15 protein-coding genes are annotated in these 26,627 nt (G+C 42.5%); 7 read left to right on the top strand and 8 right to left on the bottom strand.

Annotation, left to right across the window (positions count from 1 at the left end):
- Nucleotide 1: 1 nt before the first annotated feature.
- The 4 genes from ACN222_RS16595 (at nt 2) to ACN222_RS16580 (ending at nt 10,771) form a co-directional block, all read left to right on the top strand.
- Nucleotides 2-466, top strand: coding sequence for a hypothetical protein (locus ACN222_RS16595; protein WP_010997467.1), 465 nt, complete (start codon nt 2-4; stop codon nt 464-466).
- A gap of 100 nt (nt 467-566) precedes the next feature.
- A complete protein-coding gene (locus tag ACN222_RS16590; RefSeq protein WP_010997466.1) occupies nt 567-4,574 on the top strand; it encodes a hypothetical protein in 4,008 nt (1,335 codons plus the stop codon).
- A 69-nt stretch (nt 4,575-4,643) separates the two neighbouring features.
- Nucleotides 4,644-9,074, top strand: coding sequence for a hypothetical protein (locus ACN222_RS16585; RefSeq protein WP_010997465.1), 4,431 nt, complete (start codon nt 4,644-4,646; stop codon nt 9,072-9,074).
- Nucleotides 9,075-9,088: 14 nt separating this feature from the next.
- Entirely contained in the window at nt 9,089-10,771 is a 1,683-nt protein-coding gene (locus tag ACN222_RS16580; protein WP_010997464.1) for a contractile injection system tape measure protein, read from the top strand.
- 54 nt (nt 10,772-10,825) lie between these two features.
- Here ACN222_RS16580 and ACN222_RS16575 read toward each other — a convergent pair whose 3' ends face one another.
- Nucleotides 10,826-11,146, bottom strand: a complete 321-nt coding sequence (locus tag ACN222_RS16575; protein ID WP_010997463.1) for a hypothetical protein — start codon at nt 11,144-11,146, stop codon at nt 10,826-10,828.
- A gap of 42 nt (nt 11,147-11,188) precedes the next feature.
- Nucleotides 11,189-15,211 carry an eCIS core domain-containing protein gene (locus ACN222_RS16570; protein ID WP_010997462.1) on the bottom strand — a complete coding sequence of 1,341 codons (4,023 nt, stop codon included), beginning with the start codon at nt 15,209-15,211 and terminating at the stop codon, nt 11,189-11,191.
- A gap of 648 nt (nt 15,212-15,859) precedes the next feature.
- Between ACN222_RS16570 and ACN222_RS16565 the strand changes: the two genes are divergently transcribed.
- Complete coding sequence (locus ACN222_RS16565; protein WP_010997461.1) at nt 15,860-17,956, top strand: TonB-dependent receptor plug domain-containing protein; 2,097 nt, start codon at nt 15,860-15,862, stop codon at nt 17,954-17,956.
- Nucleotides 17,957-18,236: 280 nt separating this feature from the next.
- Here the strand turns inward: ACN222_RS16565 and ACN222_RS16560 are convergent, their stop codons facing one another.
- Nucleotides 18,237-18,533 (bottom strand): hypothetical protein, encoded by a 297-nt coding sequence (locus ACN222_RS16560; protein WP_010997459.1) that lies wholly within the window; start codon nt 18,531-18,533, stop codon nt 18,237-18,239.
- A gap of 63 nt (nt 18,534-18,596) precedes the next feature.
- Nucleotides 18,597-19,778: an FAD-dependent oxidoreductase gene (locus ACN222_RS16555; RefSeq protein WP_010997458.1), complete on the bottom strand. Its 1,182-nt coding sequence runs from the start codon at nt 19,776-19,778 to the stop codon at nt 18,597-18,599.
- 333 nt (nt 19,779-20,111) lie between these two features.
- Between ACN222_RS16555 and ACN222_RS16550 the strand changes: the two genes are divergently transcribed.
- The gene (locus tag ACN222_RS16550) at nt 20,112-20,867 is read left to right on the top strand and encodes a pentapeptide repeat-containing protein (protein ID WP_049942470.1); all 756 of its coding nucleotides are present in this window, start codon (nt 20,112-20,114) and stop codon (nt 20,865-20,867) included.
- A 246-nt stretch (nt 20,868-21,113) separates the two neighbouring features.
- Complete coding sequence (locus tag ACN222_RS16545) at nt 21,114-22,583, top strand: pentapeptide repeat-containing protein (protein ID WP_044521716.1); 1,470 nt, start codon at nt 21,114-21,116, stop codon at nt 22,581-22,583.
- A 16-nt stretch (nt 22,584-22,599) separates the two neighbouring features.
- On the opposite strand, the gene ACN222_RS16540 is transcribed toward ACN222_RS16545, so the two are convergent.
- The 4 genes from ACN222_RS16540 to ACN222_RS16525 form a co-directional block, all read right to left on the bottom strand.
- A complete protein-coding gene (locus tag ACN222_RS16540) occupies nt 22,600-22,863 on the bottom strand; it encodes a hypothetical protein (protein WP_049942468.1) in 264 nt (87 codons plus the stop codon).
- 665 nt (nt 22,864-23,528) lie between these two features.
- Nucleotides 23,529-24,911: a hypothetical protein gene (locus tag ACN222_RS16535; protein ID WP_010997455.1), complete on the bottom strand. Its 1,383-nt coding sequence runs from the start codon at nt 24,909-24,911 to the stop codon at nt 23,529-23,531.
- Nucleotides 24,912-24,933: 22 nt separating this feature from the next.
- Entirely contained in the window at nt 24,934-25,920 is a 987-nt protein-coding gene (locus ACN222_RS16530; protein WP_010997454.1) for an ATP-grasp domain-containing protein, read from the bottom strand.
- Nucleotides 25,914-26,621: a hypothetical protein gene (locus ACN222_RS16525; protein ID WP_010997453.1), complete on the bottom strand. Its 708-nt coding sequence runs from the start codon at nt 26,619-26,621 to the stop codon at nt 25,914-25,916. The genes ACN222_RS16530 and ACN222_RS16525 overlap by 7 nt, the downstream gene beginning before the upstream one ends.
- Nucleotides 26,622-26,627 lie beyond the last annotated feature (6 nt).

Below are 26,627 nucleotides of genomic sequence, written 5' to 3'. Positions count from 1 at the left end.
TATGAATTTGCGAAAACGTAACGAATTAAAAAGTCTATTTAAAAACAAAAGTCGTTTATCCGAAACTTATTTTGTAGAGTTAATCGACTCGACACTAAATAAGCGAGATGATCGCTTTCATGGAATTTGGAAACCAGGGCAAACCTACCAAAAAGGCGATGTAGTCTACTACAATCACAGCCTATGGGAAATGCAGTCTGAGAACGAAATCTGCGCCAAGGAGGAGCAAACACCAGGTATCAGCACTGACTGGAAATCTTTACTCAAGGAGTTAGAACAAAAAGTAGATAAGCTTCAACATGAATTAGAAACTCTCCACCAAGAGTTTACTGAATATCAAAAGCAAATGGAAATCCGTTTGCAATTACTCGCTAGATTTATTCCTATATTATTTATCGGATTAGGAATTATGTTTTTTTGGTTGTTGGGACAATCAACAGTTCATATATTAGCTGGAACAACATAGATTTAAAATTTTTAAACACAAACTAGCCCGGAGGAACGCAAAAATTTAGTAGTTATTAGTTTTTCCCCTATACCCTTGCACCCCTACACCCTATTTCTCCATGCCGGAATATCTTAGTATATCGAAGCAAAAACCTGATTTCCCGCCTTATCTGAATTTTCAAACTCTGCGGGATATTGGCATTACACACCTACAAGCTTTATCGGGTAAAATCTGGACTGATTACAACCTGCATGATCCTGGTGTCACGATTCTGGAGGTGCTTTGCTATGCGATTACAGATTTAGGCTATCGCAACAATCTAGATATTGCTGACCTGTTAGCGTTGAATCCCCAGGATGGGAATAGTCGGGAGAATAATTTTTTTACCCCTGATGCAGTCCTGACTTGTAATCCTGTCACTGAATTAGATGTACGCAAACGATTAATCGATATTCCTGGGGTGCGGAATGCTTGGCTGCAAAAGGTGACGAGTTATGAGCCAAATATTTATGTAAATTTTTCAGACAAACGTTTACAGTACAACCCTCCGACAGCAGAATCTAAAACTTTAAATCCCCGTGGTTTATATACAGTCAGGTTGGATCTTGACCAAGATTACCGCAAAAATGCCTGCGGACAAATTGACCGTTCTTGGGGTGATACGCTGGATGAAGTCAAACAAGTATTGTGTGATAGTCGCAATCTCTGTGAAGATTTTGCAGATATCGTGATTTTGGGTGAAGAAGAAATTGGAATTTGCGCTGATATTCAACTAGAAACTAATGCTGATGCGGAAGATGTGTTGGTAAATATCTACGTGCGAATACAACAATTCTTATCACCACGTCTCAAATTTTATACCCTACAGGAATTACTAGACAAAGGTAAAAGTCCAGCAGAAATCTTTGCTGGTAGACCTTCGGTTTTTGATGGCGAGAATAGACTATATAAAAGTCATGGCTTTATTGATACCGATGAATTAGAAGCTTTGACTTTACCGACTATTCTGCATACATCAGATTTATATCAGGAAATTCTGCAAGTTCCTGGTGTCTCGGCTATCAAGAAACTGAGTATCGCTAACTATATCAACGGCTTACGTCAGACTCAAGGACACCCTTGGTATCTCCAACTAACTGATCAATATCGTCCGGTATTGGGGGTGAAAACATCAAAAATCAACTTCTTTAAAAGTGAATTACCCATCGGTGTAGATGAGGAAGAAGTGGAACGCCGCTATTATGAACAACAAGCAGCTTATATCAAAACCATCCGCGACAGAGATGAGTTGGATATTCCTGTTCCGAAGGGGAGTTATTACGACTTAGCCGACCATTATTCTATTCATCATGATTTTCCCACGACCTACGGCATCAGTGAAGACGGACTACCACCAACTGTCCCAGCTTTACGCAAAGCTCAGGCTTTACAACTAAAAGCTTATCTCGTCTTTTTTGATCAGTTATTAGCAAGCTACCTTGCTCAACTCTCTCATATTCGTGACTTGTTTTCTTGGGAAGTCGATGTGACTCAACCCCAACAAAACGATTATGCTACCCGTCTTCAGGAGAAGCAGCGTACTTACTTTACCCAAAAGCTGGATTTTCCTGAAATAGAAAAAATTATCCCTGATAACTATCTTGATGTGTTGGATGAAGCACCGGAAACTTATCGCGATCGCCGTAATCGTTTTTTAGATCATTTACTAGCTCGTTTTTCTGAGTCTTTTAGTGATTATGTCTTGTTGAATTATCAGATGTTTGCCACCCGTAACAACAAGGCGACCCAAGAAACCGAAATTATTCACGACAAAGCCCAATTTTTACAAGACTATCCCACCTTAAGCCGCGATCGCTTCCGGGCTTACAATTACTATGATTGTCATGCTGTCTGGGATACCGATAATGTAGCGGGTTTCAAAAAGCGGGTGTTGCGGTTGCTGGGGATTGATGATGTGCGTCGTCGTCACCTCAGCCACTATCGTGTAGATAAAGATAGTCGTAATTTATTTTTAAGTATAGATTTTAGTTCTGATGACTTAACCTTAACTAGTAAACAGAGATACGCCACCACAGAACAAGCCCAGGCTGACCAAGATAAATTATTGCTATTTGCCCTACACCCTAACTTTTACAAACGACTTTCATATAAGTATTATTATCATTACAGTTGGGAAATATTAGATACCCAAAATCAGAGTATAGTTAGGAGCGATCGCTTTTTTCCCTCCACTAAAGAACGAGCCGCAGCTTTAGAACCACTGCTACAAAGTTTATTAACGCAGTTATCCCAGCTAGATGATACCGCCCTGCAAAATTTAGTTATCACCCAGCCGACAGATGAGGACTTATATTCCTTCCGCTTACAAATTCCCCTCAACTCTGGCGTAATTACCTTTACTGGTGTACAACGCTATTTTTCCCGCACCGAAGCCGTAGACGCTGGGGTTATTAGCTTGAGGCTAATTCAAGACGTGCAGAATTACCGCAATATTACGTTAGGTCAGGATCAAGGGACGACTCCGCAAAAATTCACCTATTACGGCTACGGCTTAGTTGATCATCAAGGCAGTCTCCTTAGTGAATATACTCACCATTTCCCAACTGAGTTAGAAAGAGAACTAAGCTTACAACGCTGGTTAACTCACATTCAAGCGAATCAGAATCAATACAAGTTTGCCATAGAGACTATCACCAATGGTTATGTCTTTGTTATCAACGACATTACTAATAGTCAAACTTTATTACGCGGTATTAGTTCATACGCAACAGAGTATTTGGCTTGGCAAGCTGCTAGTGAGTTCGCCGAAAACCTCCGCTACCTCAACCGCTACCTCAGCCCAGCCAAGGATCACACTGGACAGACCTATAGTTTAGGAATTACCGACAAGACAGGCAAACTTTTAGCAGTAACAACCACAGAAAGCGATCGCTTGCTTACCTTCCAGCGCCTAAATGCTCTTGAACCATTTTTAGTTATAGAAGCAGCAACAACACCCACCTCTGGCTACCGTTATCGCCTCGTAGACCGCCAGGAAACAACTATACTGCAAAGTATCCAAATATATGGTGATGAGACTACAGCCCGCGATCGCTTTTACCAAGATGTTTTAGGTACACTATTTGAAACAGGGGTAATTAATCCTACAACAACTAATAAGGAGTTTGGCTTTCGGATTTTGAGCCGTCCCCGCGATACTAACAGTGTAGCCGCTATCCATACCCAAACCTATACATCAGAAGCAGAAAGGGATGCAGCGATTGAGCATTTATTATTGTTGGTTCGCACGGCTCGTTTAAGGATTAGTACCAATTCATTAGATTCATTAGCATACATAAGTCAAATTTACAACCCAGACAACCAGTTGATTTTGCAAGGAACACAGCGTTACACCAGTGAGGATATCGCATGGGAACAGGGTAACACCTTGATGGAACTGGCTCAGGATGAAGAGAACTTCCGACTGATTGATAGTGATGATGGTGTTTACGGCTGGGAACTGACCAATGAAGGTAAAGACGAAATTTTTGCGGCGCAATATTACAACAGTAGAGAAGAACGCACCGCAGCGATCGCAGAAATTCAAAAATACAGCAATGACGAAGGCTTCCATCTCCTAGAGCATATTCTTTTACGTCCCCGAACCAAGCTCCCCGACTTAACAGCCGGCGATGGCTTTTTACCCATTTTGGTAACGCCGGAGGATGTCAATACAGAACCAGACGACCCCTATCTTTTAGCGAGAACAGATCCTTATTCTTTTTGGGTGACAATCGTTTTACCCTACTGGCCGCAACGCTTTCGTGATATTCCTTTCCGCCGATTTGTTGAACGCACTCTGCGTCTAGAGGCTCCAGCACACATCGCTCTGAAAATTGCCTGGGTGAATGTCCGCCAAATGCGAGATTTTGAGCTTGCTTATCGTCACTGGTTAGAGCAATTGGCGCTGGAGAGTTGCGAAAACGCCGCCTGTGATTTGACAGGGACGCTTAACCGTCTGTTGAAAATCCTGCCTCAACTGCGGAATGTGTACCCCAAAGCTACGTTACATGATTGCGAAGAAAGTAGTGCTGATAATAATCCCGCTATCCTCAATCAGACTGCGTTAGGAACTGCTAATGATTAATAACATTGCTGGGTGGAAGAGTTGAGAAGAGTTGAGAAAAGTTGAATTTTGAATTTGGAGCGAAGCGACGTGACTACTACCATTACCATCCCTAACAGTTATCCTATTTTTACGCCTAATCAGGTTTTGACTAATAAAGACCTGAATCGTGTTGTTACCTATCTTGATGAGCAGAATCGGTTAACTCGTGTTTATCTGATTGGTATGGGAATTGTGGCTGGGATGGAGGTGAGTAGCATCTATCAGCCGGGGGATGTGAACATAGTTGTTGCGCCAGGGTGTGGTATTACTTCTGAGGGATATATAATTTCTCTGGCGGAAACAAAATTAACTCATTATCAAAGTGGAGTGTCTGTACCCTCGGCTTTGTTCGCGCCTAGTGAAGAACAAACAGCCGCATCAACTGATCAACTTGTAGAACTCTTTGAACAGGAAGGGAATAATCGGTTAGCGCTCAAGAATTTACCAGATGAGAATGCTTTTGCTAGGTTTCTGGCTGACCAGACGTTAGTAGTAGTATATGAACTTCAGGATCAGCAACGGGACTCTTGTTTACTCGATTGTGATGATACAGGTAAAGACAGGAATTTCCGCCTACGCTATTTTCTCTTACCCCGTTCTGTACCGGAGAAGTTGAGCGCTGAGGCTTTGCTGCAACAAGGGTTTTCCAGAGAGCCTTTACCCCAACAGTGGCGAGACTTCAGCATTAATGACATATTCCAGGCTCAATCTTCTTTCTTCCAGAATTTCTTTCCCCAAGTGCGACGCTTCGGTTATACCCTGGAGACACCACCTGTCATTCGTTTATCGAATATTGTTGACTACGATGCCTTTCTTAAAGGCTACCAACAAGTATGTCTGCAAGCAATTGATGAGATTGATCGTACATTCCCAAATCTTTTCCGGCTGTTTTCGCCTTTTTTCTCGTCTTTTAATCCTGCACCCTCTGATTTCACCGGGTTGAAAACCCTACTTAATCAACGTCTCAGCGATATTGTGTCTGGCTCGTCGGCAGAAAATAGGCGATCGCCTATTTCCCAAATCGAAGCCCAGTACGCCTTACAATACTTCTATGACTACCTCAGTCAGTTAGTATCTGCTTTTCGGGAATTAGCAGAGTCGGCTTTTGACTTGATGGACGACGCTACACCAGATACCCGACGCTTTCCCAAGTTCCTCATGCTGGGACTAGTCCCACTTCCCAACCAAAAGCCAGAGGTATATGCCCTAAATTCTCCATATCGGAGCAATTTTAGCCAATCCCCCATTTATAACGGCAATCAGTTACGTGTCAAACAAGTACGCTTCCTTTACGATCGCCTCGTACGTCTGTGCGCTGCGGATAGTTTTTATCTGTTACCCTTTTATGACACGCCCCTAAAAATCACCCCCAGTAAAGACCGTGCTGCAACCTTGAGCCAACAGGCAATTCCTTATTACCTCAATTATCCACAGTTGTATCAATACTGGAGTTATGATACTTACCGTAAAGGGCGCAGTCAGTCCCATCCGGCTTACTTTTATCCCAACAACGCCAATATCACCCCCAATTCTGACTTACTGCACCGTTTAGATGACTATTCTTTTTACCGCATTGAAGGACATATTGGGGAAGCCAACGCCACGGCTTTGCAACGGATTCTCGACTATCAGCAGCGCTACAATTTAGCTTTTGATGTCATTACCCTGAAGATTGGCAATCTGCAAAGTTTTCAAGATATCAATATTTCTGGTCAGTTCGATGATTTGAATGCAGACTTTGGACGCATCAAAGATACCTTTGCAAAACTTTGGCAAAGATATGAGGAAAGCTGGTCACGGAATGTTTTTCTTTACACACTCAAACGAGTTTTCTTTGACAAGACTAGTTTGGCGGAAATTAAAAGTGACCAACTATTTAACCCCATTGTGGCTAGAGCCAGCGTTAAAGAAGCTTATGAATTTGTCAAGGAAAGCGGTGACAGCTATCGCCTATATCTGCGTAACGCCGCAGGTATTCGCATTGCGCGTTTTGAGACAGTAATTAACTTTTCTGGGTTATCAGGCGACAGTCTGACCCAAGAACAGGAGCGCATTATTGGAGATTTATTGGCTTGTCTGCCTTTGGGGAAAATTACTTATGGGGTAGAACCTGAGTCAGCCAACAACCCCCTCAGCTATTATCTGCGATTTTCCTTAGCTGATGAACTGGACTTACCAGCAAATAGAGGGACGGCAGACATTAGCTTTATTTCGCTGAATTTCTTTACTGTTAATTTTGAGGGTAATAGCCCCATTATCAACCAACCAGAGTTTCAAGACTTTGAAACCCTCTATAGTTTGCTGCGGGATGTTCCAGAATCCTCCATCCGCGTCAATCGACTGGAGTTGAGGATGGGCGATCGCCTAGCCGCCGATACGCTCAATTATTTTGAACTCAAGGGGCTGATGACAGCTTATCAGCAACGTTTGGCACAGATCATGGAATTGCAACTATTCCATAAATTCGCACAAAATAATCCGGGGATGGAACACTTGGGAGGTGTGCCGAAAGGCGGTACATTCGTTTTGGTCTACGTCGATGGACGGGAATTAGTGAGAAACCTGCTAAGTGCCGATCGCGATCCTACTTATCAAGCCCGCACCGAGGTAATCAAGAAATACGCTTCCTTACCCCCAGGTTCACCCCAGGAACTAGCGACTAGTCGAGAATTACTCAACCGTGAAGATATCGTTGTTGGCGATTTTTGCCTACCCTATCGTTTTAGCAGCAAGACCCCCACTGTTAGTTATGTACTAACTCAGCCTCGCCCCATCGTGTTGCTAGATAGAACTACTTTCTGTGCAGGCGATGAAACTCGCTATGAATTTATTCTTGACCCGACAGGTGGCACACTGAAAGGCGAAGGTAGCTTTTTTGCAGACGGCAAATATTATTTCCAACCCAGCCGCATTACCGACGATATTACTTCGGAAACAGCCATCACTTTTACCTACGTTGTTGAAAGCAGCTACGACACCCTGAGCGTTACCGTCTATCCCTTACCAGATGCCAGTTTCCAAATCAAAACAAATTTCTGTAGTAACGAAAACCCCGTAACCCTCAGAGCCACACAACCAGGCGGCAATTTCCGGGCTTTTGATAGTGAAACAGATATTTCCGCCAGTGTCATTAATAACCAAGAATTTAACCCCAGTGCTGTTAATTTGGGAGGAGCAACAGAAAAAGTTATTACCTTGGTGTATACCATCACCAGTGACCAAGGCTGCACCAATGAGTTAAGCCGAGATATAACGATTTTTGCTGTACCCAATGCTACCTTCCAAGTTGGGCAAGGTAAAACCAGATTCTGTAGTAATGATGAACCCGTAGACCTGATAGCCAGAGTACCGGGCGGGACTTTCCAAGTGCGCGATGGTGCAGAAGATATCTCGGCAGATGTCATTAATCGCCTGACAACACCCCCACAGTTCGACCCAAGTGCAGTTAACTTGGGTGTAGCCAGAGAAAAAGTCATTACATTGGAATACAGTATTAGCAACCAAGGCTGTAGTAATAAGTTCACCCAAGAACTGAGGATTTTTGCTGTACCCAATGCCAACTTCCGATTATCAACAGGAAACCGGGACACCTTCACCAATAATGATCCGCCTGTAGGGCTGATCGCTACACAACTAGGCGGAACTTTCCAAGCCTTTGACGGTGAAGAAGATATCACAGCAGATGTAATTAGCCCTACAACTCCCCCACAATTCAATCCCAGTGCAGTGAACTTGGGTGATGAGGAAGAAAAAGTTATTACACTGAGATATACAATCAGCAATCAAGGCTGTAGCAATAACACGGAACGCCGAGTTACCATCGTCCCACCACCAGAAGTGCCAGTGAGAGACGTTGAAGATACCTCTAACCCTGATAGCGGAGATGCGCCGACAGAAAACCCGATTCCTCATCCTGAAGTTCGTGCAGTAAATTTACTGGCAATTAGTAATAATGAAGTAATAAATAGTACTAATTTGGATGGCGATCGCACCTTCAATCTCTCAGACTTCAATCCTAATAACCAGTACACCTTTGAGGCGATGACTGTGCCAGAAAAGGTTAATAGTGTAATTTTCACCTACACCAAACCCAATGGCAGCCGCCAAGCACTCACCGCCAACACTGCACCTTACCGGATGCCTGATGACTGGCAACCGAGTATAGGTATCCATGAGATTCAAGCACAAGCTATCAGAGAAGTAAATGGCGATCGCCTAGAAGGAGCTACCATCAAAGTTATCATCCGGGTTATCGACGCTGACACCGACACTAGCCCATCCCGTAGCACCAACCCAGATAACCTATTCACACGCATACAAAACCTCTTTCCCCTCAACCGAGGAGAAATCATCACCAAAATCAAACTACCCCAGCTACTAGCCATGAGTACTGCCATTTTCATGTTAATCGTCGGTTGGACTTACTCATCATCTAAACAAGTTGGCTCAACCCCACCTTCTGTAATTAAGCCCCGTTGAAAAAGCAGTAAGCTATGACACAACAACGCCACATCATCGGACGAACCGTACTGGAGCTAAATACTGGGCAACTAGCTGATGTCTGGAGCTTGCAAGAAGATATGAGTCGCTTATTGCAACAACAGGGCATACCAGCAATGGCACAACTTTTTGAACAGTTGGTAGCAGCTGATGAGGTGGTGCGATTGGATCAAGTGGTTGTAGATTTAGGCGTTATTCATCCTCAATTTATTCAAGATGAATTTATACCTAAATTAATCAGTGCTGTGAACCAAACGCTAAGAGATTATCTAGCGAATCGCCTAACTACTAAGACAAATTCCCCAATACTCAGCCAAAATCGGAGTGCGGCAGATTGGGAGATATTGTTATATTTTTTACGGTATGGTCGCTTACCTTGGTGGGTAGAGGCTAATAACTGGCAACAGTGGATACCCCGTTGGCAAGCAGCCATACAAAATGAAACGACATGGCAGCAACCTTTACGAGAATTGCTAGCCACAAATCCGCAAGTCAGACAGCGCTTGGTTTCCCAGTTCCCAGAAAGCTTTTGCCATCAGTTAGTCTTGCAATTGCAACCCACTTGGATTGATTGGTCTACTCTACTCACCCAAGGACAACAAATTATCCAAGCGTTGAGTTTAAATCAAAATGGCGATCGCCTACAGTGGGCTGAATGCCATCGCTTCTATGAGTTCCTCAACACACAAGCTTGGCTGTTACTACTAGCAGAAATCCCTCAAACTAGCTCCTCAACAAGACCCTTACCCAAGACTGTGTGGATACGCAACTGGCTAACTATTCTCGTCCAAACTTGGCAACAGCAAGCCACCATCACACCCGAAGCATCCCCAAACCAATCTCAAATTACTCCTACCACCCCCGAACCCAATGAATCACAAACACAACTACCCGATTCCGGGATATATCAACGGTTGCGAACTATCCTAGCCACAATCCCCACCAACTCCAGAACACCTTGGCTAACAACACTCAACCAAATTCTACCCCCAGCACCTGAAACCACAACCTCAACAAACCTCAACGACCCTTTGCGTAAACCTCAGATCCCCTCTGCGTTGAGAAACTCAATATCCTCTCCCAAAGCCACACCCGAATCAAACAACCAACATCAACAAATCGATTCTCAAAACAACCCGCAAACTTCCATCTTGTCACCAGAAGAAGAAATCACCGGTATCTACATCAATCAAGCTGGCTTAGTCCTACTGCACCCATTTCTGCACATATATCTCAACGATGTCGCACTAGTAGACCAAGAAAGCTTCCGTGACGAATCAGCACAGCAAACGGCAATTTATCTCTTACATTACCTAGCAACTCGCCAAACCGATGCCCCCGAATATGAGTTGGTATTACCGAAATTACTTTGTGGCTGGCCATTAAATCAAGCGATCGCCTGTAACATTGATTTACCCACCACCGCCTTAAATGAAGCTGAACATCTATTACAAACAGCGATCGATTACTGGCAAGCCCTAAAAAATACCAGCCCCGACGGTCTACGCGAAGGCTTTTTACAGCGCGAAGGCAAACTCACCCGTAACGATAATGGTGCGTGGAAACTCCAGATTGAGCGTCAATCCATTGATATCCTTCTCAGTCGTCTACCGTGGGGACTGAACATAGTTAAATTCCCTTGGATGGAAGATATGCTGATAGTAGATTGGATTTGATTTTTTGTGTTTATCTCTCATCCATTTTTGCGATTATCTTAGATAATTTTGTTTTTAACTAGCAACTTGAGTCTGTATTTCTTCAGGTTCTTCTGACTTTTGCAGTATGGATGTTTGCGTCATATCCTCTTCTGTGGCGAGACGCTGTATGTTGGGTTCGCTGACATTATTAGCTACAGCGTTTGCTTCTTGTTCATATACATCATTAGGCTGTCCTACATTTAGCTTGGGTTGTATGGTGACTTTGCTGCTAAAGAAAGGTGATGGAGTTGGGCGATCGCCTCTGGTGGCGCGTAGCTGATCGCCTGGAAAGAATGGTTTTTCTGTTTCCGGGGAGACAGGAGGTTTACGGGGGTGCTTGAATTTAAAAGACATAATTTTTGGTTGTTATATTCGATATTTGCTTTGTCATGATGATTAAACCCTGGTTCTTACTCCACCGCTCCTAGAACTACTACTCGCAGGTGGATGAATAACGACTGCTCTATCATTAGGATTAAATCCTGGTTCATACTCTAATACTCCAGGTAATTCTTGCAAGTTACTGTCCTCGATTCCTTGGATCGGTAACTGATTTTGGGGGGCGTGCAAAGTCCAACCGCTTGCTCGCAATATAGTAATGTCGCTAGCGCTGGTTGGTGACTCACCTAAATGGCGTTTTGTCCAGTAAAGGTGTGCTTCTTCTAGATAAACCTGCCCTGCGGATGTTTGTTTCTCTCTAATTTCTCTTATTAGATGGGCTAATTGATTTGAACAAGCTCCACAAGGACTTTCATTAATATTTTGGATTTCCAGCTTTTTCAGTTTTAGTAAAACGTTTTCTTGACTAGGATTAGTAATCCAATTCATAAATTGACGTTCGGCATGAGTGATATTGTTTCGACGATTTGCTCCAGAGGTATTCCAGGTAACTGCACGAATTTCTGTCGTAAGATTTTCAGGTTGCCACGCTTCACCACCTCTACCAATGTTCTTTTCAGTGGATTCAACCAAAGGAATATTTTGACGATTAAACCCTATAGAATCAACTAACGTTAGACGAATAGCTGAATGCAGCATTTGTTCACTTTCTGCTTGTGTCATATTTGCTTCTTTTTGGAATATGCCTAGTGGATACTTCGGACTTGCTTTTGCATACAGAATAAATCCAGTTCCATTAGAGTTTGGTTCTAAAAAGAGGTCGTCTAATCCTTGTGCCTGGAATTGAGAACGGATTCTAGCGATAATACTCTCTGTCTCTGCACCTGTATGCTCTTCCGCAAAAGCTTGTTGTACTGCGAGAGCAACTTCTTGTTTAAGAGCTTGACTTTCTGGTGTATCTGGCTCACCTGTTGTTTCTTCTAAATTATCTTCTCCAAGTCCGATCGCGTTAAGCAATCCCTGTCCCAGATTCACAGCCCGATCAATCAGCCAATCTAGTGCCTGATCAATCAATCCCTGAATCCCGGCAATAATTTCTTGTAACTTGTCGCCAATATTACCTAAACCCACTTGATTAGCCAAAAAGCCGATCGCCACTGGTAAACTTTGCGCTAGTAGGTTTTCTAAAAACTGTGCGGCTTGATCAATGCTACCACTGGCAATTTCGGCAACCATCCCCACGAAGGAGTCTACGATTTCTAAAATTTCGCGGAAGTACTCAATTGCCGATTGCACTGCGTTAAAGAAGGCAATGAAACTGTTGACGACAGCCATGATACCTGTGGGGTCGAGCATACTGACAATTTTGGCGATGACGCGATCAATGATGCGCGATACAATCCAACTGCGGACTTGCTCTAGTACCATATTCCACAGGTTGCTAATTTGGGTTTGGATGTATTCCCAAATAGCGGCGATACCTCGTTGCTGGACATCGCGGACAAAGTTCCAAATACCTGATAGGCGGTCAATTGCGCCGCGAATCCGGGCAACATTTTCTTGACCGATGCGATCGCCTAGTTTCGACCAGATCCGATCCATCGAAACGCCTAGTACCTGCAATACTAAATTCAAAATTGACTCTAGGGTAATTTCTGTTGGTGGTTCAATCCCGGCTTTGCGTACTTGACCAAAGAGCCAATCGGTAACGCCACTGAGCAAATGCTGAAGGATATTGTCGAAAAAGTTAGTAAAGCCTGTTTTAACTGCTCTGAGCAGGTTGAGTAGAAAGCCTACGGGGTCTTGTTGAATATCATCTAAGGCTTGTAAGGCATTATTCATGATATTACCGATGATATCGCTGGGGAAATTCATTATCTCCAGCAGGAGTTCCAGCACAATCTTGACTACTTCAATGACGAAGGTGAGGAGACGATTCAGGGGTTCGCGGAATTGCTCTAGAACTCTAATAAATGTATCGATGGGGGTGACCATATCTTCAATGGTGAGGGTGTTCCAAATATTCAGGAACAACTCCTGCACAAACGGCCAAGAAATGCCCAATTCACCCATCAGGGCTTCAATACGTTGGGCGGCGCGAGGAATCACTCCAGTTTCCTGCATCTGCTGAAACTTCTGTTCACCGTTTGGTAACAGGCTCATGAAGCCGCGAATGATATTTATCACTGTGCGGGGTACGGATTGCTCAGTAAAAATATCTTTGCCCATAATCACGGTGAGCAAGTGATACCCAGGAATATCGATGGCGAAGGAACTCAACCAACCAAGTAGGGCTTGTTTGATTAGTTCTAGTACTTTGGCTGCTACAGTGATGGCGAAATCCCATACCCGTTGTAGGAAGCCGATAGTCTGGTTGATAATACTTTCTAAGTTAGTCGAGAGATTGGGCAAGTTTTCTGGTTGAATTGCATCCCAAGCGGAGGTAAATAAACTGCCTAATTCACCTAATAATGATATAAATGTGCCAACTTGGGTATCTAACCAAGCTGCTGTTTGTTCCAGGGTTCCCCGTTCCTGCATTTGCTCTAGTTCTTGCTCTTTACCGATGAGGCGGAGAAAGTCTTCCAGGATTTCTACGGTGGTGGCGGCGACTGGTTGATTCCTGAGAGGGTCATGTTTGAGGATTTTTTTAATTAAAGCCCAGGCTTGATTATTAGCTAATAAACCTTCTGCTAAGTTAATGGCTGCATCTTTGATTAATTGAATGATTTGGTTGATGAGCGATCGCGCAAAGGCTTCCACATCTTGATAAAGTTGCTGGAAATTTTGCCGCAATACCGCCAAATTATCATCAAATCCTGCTACCAAGTGGATATCTTCCCAAGCGGCTTCTAAAGTGCGCTCAATCCTACCTACGGATAAATCTAAGCGTCCTAGTTCTCCCTCTACCCAAGTAAATGCTGACTGGAGAATACCCATCTCCCGCAATTTATCGAAAATAAACGTGCCAAAAGGCACTAGTCCCATGAGTCCTTCTAGGAGATTGCTGGCATTGCGTTCTACTGCGTTACCTGTAAGGGGGTTAAAGCCGATAACGACGGTAAACAATGTATATCCAGGAATATACCGAGCATAATCATTGATTTGTCCTATTATAGATTCCGGCAACATTTGGACTGTATGGGAGGTTGATGATACTGCTGGCTGTCGTTGTATAGCTGCATCCTGTTGCAAAGTGTGTGTTAATTCGTGAGCCAGGAGATTTCTGCCAGTCGCGGATGCGGGTTGGTATTGATTTGTGTTGAAGAAAATATGATTGCCAGTGGTGAACGCCACCGCCCCTAGCGATCGCGCCAGAGATGCTGCATCTTGTCCTGTGTGAACCCGTACTTGGCTGAAATCAGCGCCAAAGCCTGCTTCCATGTTCAGGCGGGTTTGGGTATCTAAAGGTGTACCACTGCTTTGGGCTTGTTGCAGCCGACTTTCTAAGTTGGTGGGGATTGGTGAGCCTGGCTGTTCATTATTGGCGCGCTGAAGCTGTGTTACCGCAGGATGAGTAGTTGGTTGCTGGCTTGGTTGTGGTTGGGAAACGACTTGATGAGCGATCGCCTCAGCTTCTTTTTCGTAGCGATCGCCAGGCTCACCTACTGTCAATTTCGCTTGAAAAAATGGGGTTTCCGTATCACTGCGAAACGAATTATCCCCATCCCCAGGAGGAATACTTCCATCCCCTTTTGACTGAATCACCGGAGAAGCCAAATCACCTGATGTTTCCTCCAATTCTGGTGTTGCTTCTTCCTGCGGTTGAAGATAGGTAACAGGTGCAGTATCACTAGTAGTAGCTTGGCGTTGTAAATGAGATTGTGTCTCTACATTCTCACTTTCAAAAATTGGTTGACGTTGAATCTGTGGAAGGGGTTGTCCTTGTTGCTCAATTCCACAATCCCTGCACTGACGCTGAATTCCCAATTCTGAAGATGTATATTGTGGTTGAAAAAATAGTTTTGTCTGTACTATTCCCGCCCCAAAGAACTTCTGCTCATGATTGGCATCAAAAAACGGCTTTGCAGAATTACCTTGATGCTGATGAGAAGTTGTTTTGGTTTCGGCGGTTTTCATGGTTTTATTTCCAGAGCATAATAATTCGTAATATGGGTTCTAGGCTTAAATTTGTTGTCAAATGTTAAGGAGTTAGTATTATTCCCGCCCAGATATTTTTATCTGTTCCTAGAAAATTGAGAATATAAATAAAGTGAGGAATCACAGATAGCTTATGTTAGAAGACTTATTTTGGTTGATTGTTTTCCCTTTCGCGCTAGCCTTTACTATTGGATTTATGAGCTATGGATTAAAGGAAACTACTCAAAAGTAGTGGGGGTAAGGATTAGGTACTAGAAATTATTAACTTACCCAGATATAGAAGATATGGGATTCATGCCATAGCTGCACAGCAGTCTGTAAGAAGAGGCGTTTAAATATTATGTCACAGCACTTAAAAGTTCCGTGACATATTTAATTCCCCGCCTAAGTAGGTCGGTGTAAATAATTATTGTTGGAAGAAGGTAGGGAGCAGGGGGAGGAAAAGCTTGAGCCTTATTTACTTCTCTTCACATAGTTTGGTTTTATTGCACCGACTTACTTAAGAGCCTATTTCTCAAAGCCATTCGCAATAAACTAGGGGAAATACGACAGCGTGTCTTTTGACACAATTTTACAAAAAAAGTAACAATACCACTTAGTGATTGTTATTACTTGGTGTGAGACGAAGTGAGAAAGAGCTTTTTTTGGCTGCCTGTTGCTTTTCCTAGTTTATTTTTAGCATTTCCGGCTTTGGGTAGTGATACGGAAATTACTCAAACAGTAGATAATTCTGATATTCCGTATTTGAGTGAAATTGAGTTACCCACCACCAGTGCTGAATTATTAACTCAATCGACACCAGGGGACTTAAATCCAGAGGGTGAACCTAGCGAACAGCCGGAAATTGAGGAAACTTCTAGTGACGATGCAGATATTACCATAGAAGCGATCGCCGAACCAGAAACCCTGCCAGCATCTACTCCCACTTACGTCATTGACCAAGAAGAAATTCAAAAACAAGGTGCTACCAGTGTCGCTGATGTCTTAAAAAGAATGCCTGGTTTTGCCATTAATGATGTTGGTCATGGTGCAGATATACACACAGGTACTTATTATCGGGGAGCCTCAATTAATCAGTCTGTATTTCTTATAAATGGCAGACGAATTAACAATGATGTCAACACATATCATGGTGCAACTGACCTGAATAGCATTCCTGTAGAATCTATTGAGCGTGTCGAATTATCTAGCGGTGTGACCTCTGCTTTATATGGTTCCTCCGCTTTTGGAGGAGTGGTTAATATCATCACCAAAAAAGGTTATCCACAACCTAAACTGACAAGTAGTTTAGAATTTGGCTCACTCAATCTCAATAATCAACAGTTTAGTTATAGTGGGGCAGTTGGTGCGGCGACTTATAATTTTAGTTTTGAGCGGTACTTTGTTGATAACCGTTATCGTGTGCCTGTAGGTGCAGCAAATCGTGACTCCCAAGGGTTTTTATCAAATGCAGATACATCTACTAGCACCTATTTTGGCAATATTGGTTTAGATTTAGATCAAAGAAACTCTTTAAGTTTAGATATCACTAAACTCAGCAGTCGTAGAGGCTTAGTTTATTTCGGATTTCCCCTACAAAGAGATAGATTAGACCATGATGGTTTAAATATTGGTTTATCTTGGAAAACTCGCCTCGGTAATGGCAATAACTCTAACCTGACAACTACATTTGGTTATAACCAAAATTATTTCAGCACCTACGGCCCTACAGTTTTTGCAGGTAGAGAATTTTATCGCACTGGTGTTTTAGATACACAACAATTCACTGGTAGGATTGATCATGATTGGAGAATTTCTCCAAATAATAAGTTGCGTTGGGGACTAGATTTAAAAAATACTGATTTAAGTGGCGATGTTTTAAGCTCTAGTCCGAATCGGATTGCGTTTAACGAAACTGAAAATAGAAACGTATTAAATACAGCTTTATTTGCTGTGAATACATGGAATCTGAGTAATAGTTTTCAGTTAGATTTAGGACTGAGACAAAGTTTTGATGGTCAGTTTGGCAATTATCTTAATCCTAGTGTGGGGCTACGTTACGACATCACACCATTAATTGCTATGCGTGGTAGTTGGGCTGGAGGACAGCGCAACCCAGGTTTAGATCAGTTATATGTTTATGATACAGTTCATGGTTGGGAAGCAAACCCAGATTTAGAGCCGGAGACAGGTTCCTCTTGGACTGCGGGGGTAGATGTCAAGCTTGCTGATAATTTAACAGGGCAGTTTACCTATTTTGGCAGCAGTCTGAATAATCGCTTAGGAATTGTGGCTGGAAGATGGGCAAATATTGGCTTAGTAGATACCAATGGTTTAGAAGCCGCACTGCAATTAAAAGTTGCCGCTAACTGGTCAACTTTTCTCAACTACACTTATACAGATGCCCAAATTAAGACAGGTTCAGAAAGAGGTTTACAGTTGGGAATGATTCCCTATTCTGTATTACAAACTGGCGTAGGTTATCAAAACTCAGGATGGCAGGCTAATTTGTATGTTACCTACAATAGTGGCGCTCGTAGAGCTTTTTTCACCCGACCAGGTGAGACAACTACCGATTTCGTCCCGTCTTTTGTCAATTTAGATTTGAGTGGTCGTATTCCCTTAACTCGTACTTTAGGACTAACAGTTTACTTGGAAAATTTACTAGGTGAACAATATGAGCGAGTGAATCGAATTTATAGTCCTGGGTTTACTTTTCGCTTGGGTTTAAGTTCGAGTATTTAACCTTTTTTGAATTCAAAATGCAAAATTCAAAATTCAAAATGAAGAATGGAAATAATTTTGAATTAATTCATTCTGGGTACAAGCCCCCGCCATAATCTTTGATTTGGTGAGCCAGCACTGCAAGAAGGTTTCCTTCTGTAGGTGACTGGCGAATCCGTAAGGGCGGTCTTTAATTAGTGGTGAGTACCCTACGGGAAGGCTACGCCAACAAGCTCCCACTAATTGTCTTTAATTTTGAATTTTGAATTTTTAATTTTGAATTGGAGCGAAGCGACTTGACTTATTCCCAGGTAGCGACATCTCGTAATAAATCAGGAATTTCCCCTTGGGATAAAGGAAACTCTAATATCGTTTCTCGATAACCCAAATATCCCGACTCGGAGAAAGACAACAGCATTCGCGCCAGTGCTAGCCACACTTCTGGCTCATATTCCCAGTCCCGATAACGGGAGGCTCTACCAGCAATTGAACGTAGCGCCCAAAAATAAGAATTTCTGACTACAGAACCACCTTTTTTAAACTCTGGTAAGTCTTCATGATGCAGAAATAAAACTTGATTTTCAATTTTGGCTCTCATATCAGCCATTTTAAACCCTGTCTTAATAGATAACTTTGGTGCGTCAGTTGTGGAATTTTCTCATCAAAATTGCTGCATAAAGCGACGGTCAAGCCAGTCCTTCCATTGCCAGCATAATTGATGGGGTGGTAAAGTGATACAACCTTTGGTAGCGATCGCTCTTTTGTCACCTGTACCAATTAAACTTAAATATTGTTGCTGTGGTTTGTAAGGTTTGAGTGCTTGTCCCGTTAATTTCCGCCTGAGGTTGTCGAATAAGGGTTTACCTTGGCGGACAGCAAATACCCCTGCTTTTGGGCGGGGATGATTAATCATTGTGGCGATGTCACCAGATGCAAATACCTCTGGGTGTGTTGGCGATTGTAATGTGTCCTCAACTAAAATAAAGCCTCGCTCATCAGTGGCTAACCCTGTGGCTTTTAACCACTGGGGGGCTGAGGCTTGGGTTACCCAAAAAATTTGATGGCAGTTTACTTTGATGCCAGATTCACATTGAATTTCTAATAGTTCTTCGTCTTGGTTGTCGGTAGATGGTGCAATATGAGAAACTGTTTCCCTCAAGTGAAGCTTGACACCGCGTCTGGTGAGAATTTGTTTGACTTGATGTTGGACTGATGGGTGATGATGGGACATCAGTTGGGCTTGGCGATGAAATAAATGAATTTCCAGATTACTCAGGGGTTGTTGGGCTTGTTTTAAGATGCGGTGCAGATGCGCTTGCATTGATAGGGCTAATTCTACACCACCTGCACCACCGCCTGCGATCGCAATACTCCTTTTGATTTGCGGTTTTTGAACTACACTATCTAGCATCTGATACCAATGTTCTAGTAATTGCGACACTGGTTTAGCCGGCACTGCATATTCTGCTGCACCGGATACAGATATTGTGGCTGGAGTGCTGCCAATATCGATAGACAGCAAGTCGAAATCTACCGCCTGATGGCTCGCACAAATCACTTTGTGGTTTTTCACATCCAGGTCAACTACTGTATCAATAGACAATTGCGCTTGAGCAAAGTTAGCTAATCTTTGCAAGTTAATATGGCATTCATCACGGTTGTAAACACCGGAAATATGTCCTGGTAACATTCCAGAGTATGGTGTTTCAACATCTGGGGTGATTAAAGTTAAACGTACTCCAGATAGAGGTTTCATGCCAAACATTCTGAGTACAATAGCATGAGTGTGACCTCCACCAACTAGTACTAAATTATGCGTAAGCGGCTGTAAATTTTGCAGCATTTATGAAAGTAAAAAAACATATTAGTACATATTTAATTTATAGTAACAGATGGTTTTATAATTGATCTCTTCTGCCAGAATAAGTAACATTTGTTCTGTATTTTCGATAATTATAATTATATTTACGAATATTAAAAATAAAAAAAAATATATGCAAAATAGCAGGTAGTTTCTAACTTAAAAAAGGCAGGTGGCAGTAGCCGTAAAGCTTTGCAGCTAGCGAAGCAAGCTACGGGTAATCTTCCCGCATGGAACTTAGGGAAATAATTACAGGTTTTTTCATCTATCCTGGTGTCCGCCGTTCATGATGGATATTAAATATTATCTTTAATGATGTTAGCCATGATTTTTAATGTTTATCGTACAGTTGCAGGAAAGATACAACACAACAATTTAATAGAGAATCTCATTGATGAGATAGTTTTCTCTAGTCAAAAAAAGATTGCCCCCGGTGGGCGAAATAGCATCACCCAACGCTTACAAGTAGCTATAGGAGACCTGCAACACAATCAAACAATAGAAACCAGGCTCAAAGCCATTTATGAGTTAAAGCAAATAGCCCATGATTATCCAAAATATCACTGGCTAATCATGGAAGTTCTCAGTGATTTTATCCGCAATTGTGTTAATAATATTTCGTCCGCACAGCTAACATCATCAATTAGTGCAGAAATTCAAGCTGCTTTAACTGTGATTGTTCAAAGGGATACAAAGCAAGACCCAGAAAATCAACAATTAGATTGGAGCCATATCGATATACAGGGGGCGAATCTCAGCCAAGCCAATCTAGAAAACGCCAATCTCTATCGTGTTAATCTCGCTGGGGCAAATTTATTACAAGCCAATCTCTGTGGGGCAATTTTGACCGCCGCTAACCTTTCTGGCGCTAACCTAGCTGGGGCAAATTTATCTGGCTCCATCCTCAGTGCTGCAAACCTAGTTGGGGCAAATCTCACGGGGACAAATTTGGCAGGAGCAAATTTATATTTAGCTAATTTGCAGGAAGTAATTTTAAATGAGACAATATTTGATGGGGCAAATCTACGAGAAGTAAAATTTACTACGGCTGACACTTCTAATAGAGAGTAATCCTGTAAAAATTATCCATTTAAAATCTATATATCAGAATGAATCAGACATAAATTTTTTACTTTCTCATTCTCAACGGGATTCTGACTTCTAAAATCTTAAATAATTCTTAAATTGCCTATTCCTCTAGTTATCAACGCATCAATTAATGCAATCAGTACCATATTTAAATTTAGATTTAAATAGTGTATTATTTTCTGGAAAACACATGAGAATTAATTGTGTGTGGTAAGGAATTATACGATTATGCCTGCTAATAAGACAGACAAATTATGGCGTTGGTTGATTGGCATAACCGTGATATTTGCCGTTACTATAGCTGTGATTTTATTTGCATCTTCCAACCCTCAAGGGTTGACCATACAACAAAAATTACAATCTAGAAATCAAGCACTAACAATTACTGCCATTATTTTTTTGGGATTGGGGGTAATGATTAATGCTTACTACGCAGCCAAGCGCGTAGATGTCATTAGTAAAAGTGCTTTGGCTGCCGAAAAAAACTTAGAAATTAGCATTCAAAATGCCAAACTATCTGAAGATAGATTAATTTCGGAACGTCTGATGACTGCGGTTACCCAACTTGGACATGACAAAATTGAAACCCGCACAGGGGCAATTTATGTGTTAGAAAAAGTTGCCCAAGATTTTCCCCAAGAACACTGGACAGTTATCGAAATCCTGACAGCTTTTATTCGAGAGAATGCTGCTGTTCGAGAAGTAGAAGAGCAGAAGGAAGATGAATCACAGCCAACATCCCTGAGTAGGTATAAGCAAGGTGAGCGTCGAACACCACAGTTGCCCTTGAATGTTCATGAGGAATCACCAAAAATTCGTAGGGATATTCAAGTAGCTTTGACGGTTGTTGGTAGACGTAACTACTTACAAGAGGAGGCAGATAAACGACTTGATTTGCGTAATATTAATCTCAGGCGAGTAGAACTATTGGGAGCAAATTTACAACGAGCAGATTTGCGGGGTTGTGATTTTCGCGGAGCAGATTTGCGGGGTTGTGATTTCAGTGGAGCAAATCTTGAGGGTGCAGAATTAGCTGGCTCTATTCTGTTTGAGGCTAATTTCTTGAAAGCAAATTTGCAAGGAGCAAATATACAAGGCGCAAATTTAAATCGTGCAGAACTTGGTGGTGCAAATTTACGCAGTGCTAATCTTATGGGTGCAAGTCTGCGTGCAGCGAATTTGCCTGGTGCTAATCTTTATAAAGTCAATTTGCAACACGCAATATTGAAATTGGCTAATCTTTGCGGTGCAAAGCTGTTCTTAGCTAACCTACAAGGAGCAAAACTTGGTAAAGCTAATCTATCTCTTTGTGGTCTCATTGGCGCAAATTTACAAGGTGCTAATCTCAACGGGGCGAATCTTGCTGAAGCGAATTTAAATGCAGCCAAGTTACAACAAGCGGAGATGTTATTTGTTGACTTCACGGAGGCCAGTTTGACGGAAGCAGACTTGTGTAAAGCCAATTTGATGGGAGCAAATTTACAAAGAGCCAGCCTCTATCAAGCAAATCTTTTTCAGTGCAATCTCGTAGGGGCTAACCTATCTGATACTAACTTTTGTGATGTTAAATTAGCCGGAGCAATTCTCACAGGAGTCAAAAATTTAAAACCTCAACAAGTTAGCATTGCCATAGGCGATCGCACGACTCGCTTACCTGATAATGTGGAAATACCAATACATTGGCGACAATCTAGTTAACTATAGAGCCAGGTATTTAAAACCAAGGACTTTGTTCTTTATCCCAACACTGATTTTCATTCCAAGTTCTACCTGTATATTCACATTCATACTGGCTATCTATCCAAGGAACTGAAGTAGGATAACTAGACTTGGTGATAGAACTAAAGTAGAAAAACAGGGATTTAACAATTACGATACTAGCCGTGAATAGTATTGTTGAACAGGTACCATATATCATTAATTTCAGGAGGATTTTCCAGTAGAACTTGCCTTTTTCATTATGCAAGTGGTCTCTCATAATATTTTCTCAGTATTTGAGCATGAGTAGATTACGAAATTTCAGTACTGATCAATCCTTCACACTTACGTAGTGATAAGAATTATTTCCTATGTAATGGAACACCACAATCAATTTATCTAAAAGAGTTGCACCTCAGTAAGTCTACCATCCTTAATATAAGAATCAGTATACAAATATAAACTCTTCATAGTATCCTGTTTATGGATTACGAAATTCTTATCCGACTTCTTTTCAAAAGCCAGTGACTTTCCCATAAAAATAGGTCAGATAAATCTATGATTTTTCTCCTCAGCTAATGAAGGTTACACGGAGAGGAATGAATATTTTACAGGTTAGGTAATATTATCTGTACATAGAATTTATCAATGCGGTTTGGTTAAATTTTATCCAGACTAAGTGTAATCCCTCTAATAAGCAGCTACTTTGTTTTTCAGGTGAAGAATAGCCATTTTTTTGGTTGTTTCTGTAAAGAAATCATAAAGTTCAGGGAAATTACTTAATGAAGCAAGTATCTAATATGATTTGCTTACACCACGAATGAGAGAAAAAAACCTCTTTCCCTCTTCGTTGTTACTTGTGACCGGAAGAGGCAGGGGGAAACTTCTCCCCATCTCCCTGCCCCCTGCACCTTTTCCTATTCTTCAGGAGTATCCCTTTCCGCTTTATATTCCTCGACGAATTGACCCCTGCCAATTAATAGTCTGCTTGGCAGAACGTCCTCCCAAAGAACGGGTAGCTAATATTTCAATGTCAACATTTACGCCAGGACTTAGGGCATCAGATGGAATTTTTAACTTACCTAAAGCCAAAGTAAAACGGTTATAGTCACGGTTGACAAGTTCCTTGGGGATATCACCTTCATATACAGTTTTGTAGTCAGAGAAGCCACCGGAATTATCTTTTGTCCGGAATTTGACGCGAAACTGAGTCTGAAGCGCATCAGATTTCGCAGCTAAATCAACTATTTTTAAGTTCAGCTTTTCTCCCGCATCGGCAAATTCCGCCACAGCTAACCGCGTTACATCTTGTTTGGGAATAGCATGGTCGACAGTAAATGTTGTTAAGTTAGCCTGGCTACTGGTGCTACCAGCAAGCCATAAATCTTCAGGAAAATTGACTTCTACTTGCTTATCATCATTCAAACTTACAGTCAGGCTTTGATTAGCAAAACTACTGATGGGTTGTTTCTCCTGCCAGACTATTTGAAAAGATTCTTCTAAACGCTGGGCAAATTCTCGGTACTCATCGCCAATCACAGAACCAGGCGAAAGTAAAGAAGTTGCCCCTGGTCGCAGATTCCATTTGTTCTTCGATAGATTTAACTTTTTCCCCGCAATTTCAGCCAAATTCACTGTCAAGGTGGGAGTGTCAGCGACTAAGGGTTCTTTGCTATTAACAATACTGAGAATTCCTAAACGCCCTCTTTCACCATTCTGTCCGTCGCTACCATCACGCCCATCTTTGCCGTCGTAACACCTGTAACGTTTTTTTGTACATTTATAATCAGCAGTACCCGGAGTACCTTTACAGGTTTCTATCTCCCAATAGCGTCGCCGACAATTACAACCGACTGTACCATTACCACCCCGACCGCCTCGCCCACCGTCTCCAGGAGTTGCACGCACGAAAATTTTTCGCAAGTCAGCCGAATTTGCGTAGTAAACAGTCAGTAAACCGCCGTTACCGCCATTCCCACCGTTACCGCCGTTCCCACCTGCACCACCATTACCTGCATGAAGGTCATGGTTGGGGTTGTTGGGTTGCTTCCTGCAATCAGGTCTGTCACCTCGTTCGCCATCTTCACCGTCTTCACCATCTTCACCAGATAGGTCAAGATTTACTGGTGAACCATCAACAAAGATAGTTTGATTGTCACCATCACGGCCATTTCTACCCTTCCGCCCATCAGTACCTTTACTACCTGCTGTTTCATATCTCTCATAGGCAACAGCAGAACATAAAACTGAGCCAGAAGCAGGTAGCAGACTTGTAAATAAGCAGAATGTTAACAGCAGTGGTAGTTGGCTTCTCAAACCTTTGAGCATCGGGGTTACATCTGGATGGTTTTTAAGTGTTACTGACGCTAATTTTTGGTAATTTGCTCCCGTGCGTTTCAGTAATTGCCGTATCTATTTTACCTGCTGCGAGTAAATGAGCGATCGCTCTACTAATCGGTTGACTGGTAGCATATTCATAGTAGGTAAACCCAGGAGAAGGATTGACTTCAAAGCAGTACCATGCACCGTCTGGTGTTTGGCGTAAATCTATACCGCAAAGGGGTAAGTTGATGGCTTGAGCCAATATCTGACATTTTGCTTCTACCTCTTGGGGAATTTCACAAGCGCGGATAGCTGTAGACTCTTCATCTTGGGCTACATAACGGTAATCATCGGCTGAGGAAATCACTTCACTAGCAAAAACTTCTGTACCTACTACATGAACTCGATAATCTTTACCTGGGATATACTGCTGGAACTGAGTCGGACACCAGGATACATTGGCAAGCCGTTCTAGATGTTCTGGGTTGAGGCGGGATACTTTACTGCGAATACCACTGATGGATTTGTAAATAATATTGCCATGTTGTTGCCAAAAAGCTTGCACAGCGTTGGGGTCTGTAGTCACTAAAGTGTCCGGAATCCGAAAGCCTAACTGACGAATCTGCTCTAGTTGGTAGGGTTTGGAACCGTTAGGAGCCATCGCGGCGGGACGGTTAATTACCAAGGCTGGGGTAATTTCCGACCAACATAATAAAGTATCATCGATCGCGATCGCCTGCTGCCAAGCTAAACTATTTATACCAGCTTGTTCTATTTGGGGTAGGCGACGCGAGTCGTAGGGGCGAATGTAAGCAGCCGTGACTGCACTCAGGTCAATTGTTTGCTGTGGAGTCCGAAGGACACCTTGCACTGATTCCCCCACAAATAATTCAATTTCTGTTGCTAAAATATCTCGTTGGTTCAGCAGTATGGTGGGAATGCCTAGACTTATCAATTCTGAATACACGGCGGCTAAAGGTGAATCCTCAGGAAGTCCCCACAACAAAATCAACATTTGCCATCCCCTCCACTCAAATGTTCTAAAATGGCATCAGCTATTTCTGGGTGAGAAATATCAGCCCACAACTCAGCATTTAAAAACTCTGCGTTAGCGTCACTGCTGGTAAACTGCACTGTCAACAGGTCAACATTCGCCGCACAAGCGAGGCGTTTGGCATGAGTCGCCAGGTTATCATCTACTTGACCAAGACAACGATTACCTACAACGGTCACAGTTACAGGTGGTTTTTCTAAAACCTGAGCCTGGATAGGTGTAGATAATGCCACTTGTCGTCTGACCGGACGCACAGGTATACCAATTTGAGCGGCTGCATAAACCCATTGCTGTGGCCGCCAATTAGGCCCCAGTAAATCTGTTGGTGTTGGTCGATTTAAAACGGGACATTGTAACCCGGATAACCAGGAAACGAGGAAAGCATTCATTTCTGCTGCCACATAGGTGCGGTCTTCTGGGGCAATATGCAGCAATTCATGTTCAGGAAGGTAAGGTAGGCGGGTGAGAACGCCAGTAATTTTGGCAACTGCGATCGCCTGCCCACCAATTACAGCAGTAGAATCAAGGGGAGAATCTAAGTAATGTCGCCATCCCGCTACCGACAAATCTTCAACTGTTAAAAGTTTGGCATCATAAGCCATCCAACGAGCAGCCAGTGCCTCGGCGGCTTTATCGTGGCGACTGGCGACAATTACTATCATGAATAC

The sequence above is a fragment of the Anabaena sp. FACHB-595 genome (assembly GCF_048568275.1).
Classification (GTDB): domain Bacteria; phylum Cyanobacteriota; class Cyanobacteriia; order Cyanobacteriales; family Nostocaceae; genus Trichormus.
The sequence above is the reverse complement of the archived record's forward strand: the minus strand, read 5'-3'. Positions and strand labels throughout refer to the sequence as shown.

Coding starts and splice junctions, on each gene's coding strand:
- ACN222_RS16550 (WP_049942470.1), top strand. CDS start 20,112: ATGTTAGCCATGATTTTTAATGTTTATCGTACAGTTGCAGGAAAGATA.
- ACN222_RS16530 (WP_010997454.1), bottom strand. CDS start 25,920: ATGTTGATTTTGTTGTGGGGACTTCCTGAGGATTCACCTTTAGCCGCC.
- ACN222_RS16560 (WP_010997459.1), bottom strand. CDS start 18,533: ATGAGAGCCAAAATTGAAAATCAAGTTTTATTTCTGCATCATGAAGAC.
- ACN222_RS16575 (WP_010997463.1), bottom strand. CDS start 11,146: ATGTCTTTTAAATTCAAGCACCCCCGTAAACCTCCTGTCTCCCCGGAA.
- ACN222_RS16535 (WP_010997455.1), bottom strand. CDS start 24,911: ATGCTCAAAGGTTTGAGAAGCCAACTACCACTGCTGTTAACATTCTGC.
- ACN222_RS16570 (WP_010997462.1), bottom strand. CDS start 15,211: ATGAAAACCGCCGAAACCAAAACAACTTCTCATCAGCATCAAGGTAAT.
- ACN222_RS16590 (WP_010997466.1), top strand. CDS start 567: ATGCCGGAATATCTTAGTATATCGAAGCAAAAACCTGATTTCCCGCCT.
- ACN222_RS16525 (WP_010997453.1), bottom strand. CDS start 26,621: ATGATAGTAATTGTCGCCAGTCGCCACGATAAAGCCGCCGAGGCACTG.
- ACN222_RS16545 (WP_044521716.1), top strand. CDS start 21,114: ATGCCTGCTAATAAGACAGACAAATTATGGCGTTGGTTGATTGGCATA.
- ACN222_RS16595 (WP_010997467.1), top strand. CDS start 2: ATGAATTTGCGAAAACGTAACGAATTAAAAAGTCTATTTAAAAACAAA.
- ACN222_RS16580 (WP_010997464.1), top strand. CDS start 9,089: ATGACACAACAACGCCACATCATCGGACGAACCGTACTGGAGCTAAAT.
- ACN222_RS16555 (WP_010997458.1), bottom strand. CDS start 19,778: ATGCTGCAAAATTTACAGCCGCTTACGCATAATTTAGTACTAGTTGGT.
- ACN222_RS16540 (WP_049942468.1), bottom strand. CDS start 22,863: ATGAGAGACCACTTGCATAATGAAAAAGGCAAGTTCTACTGGAAAATC.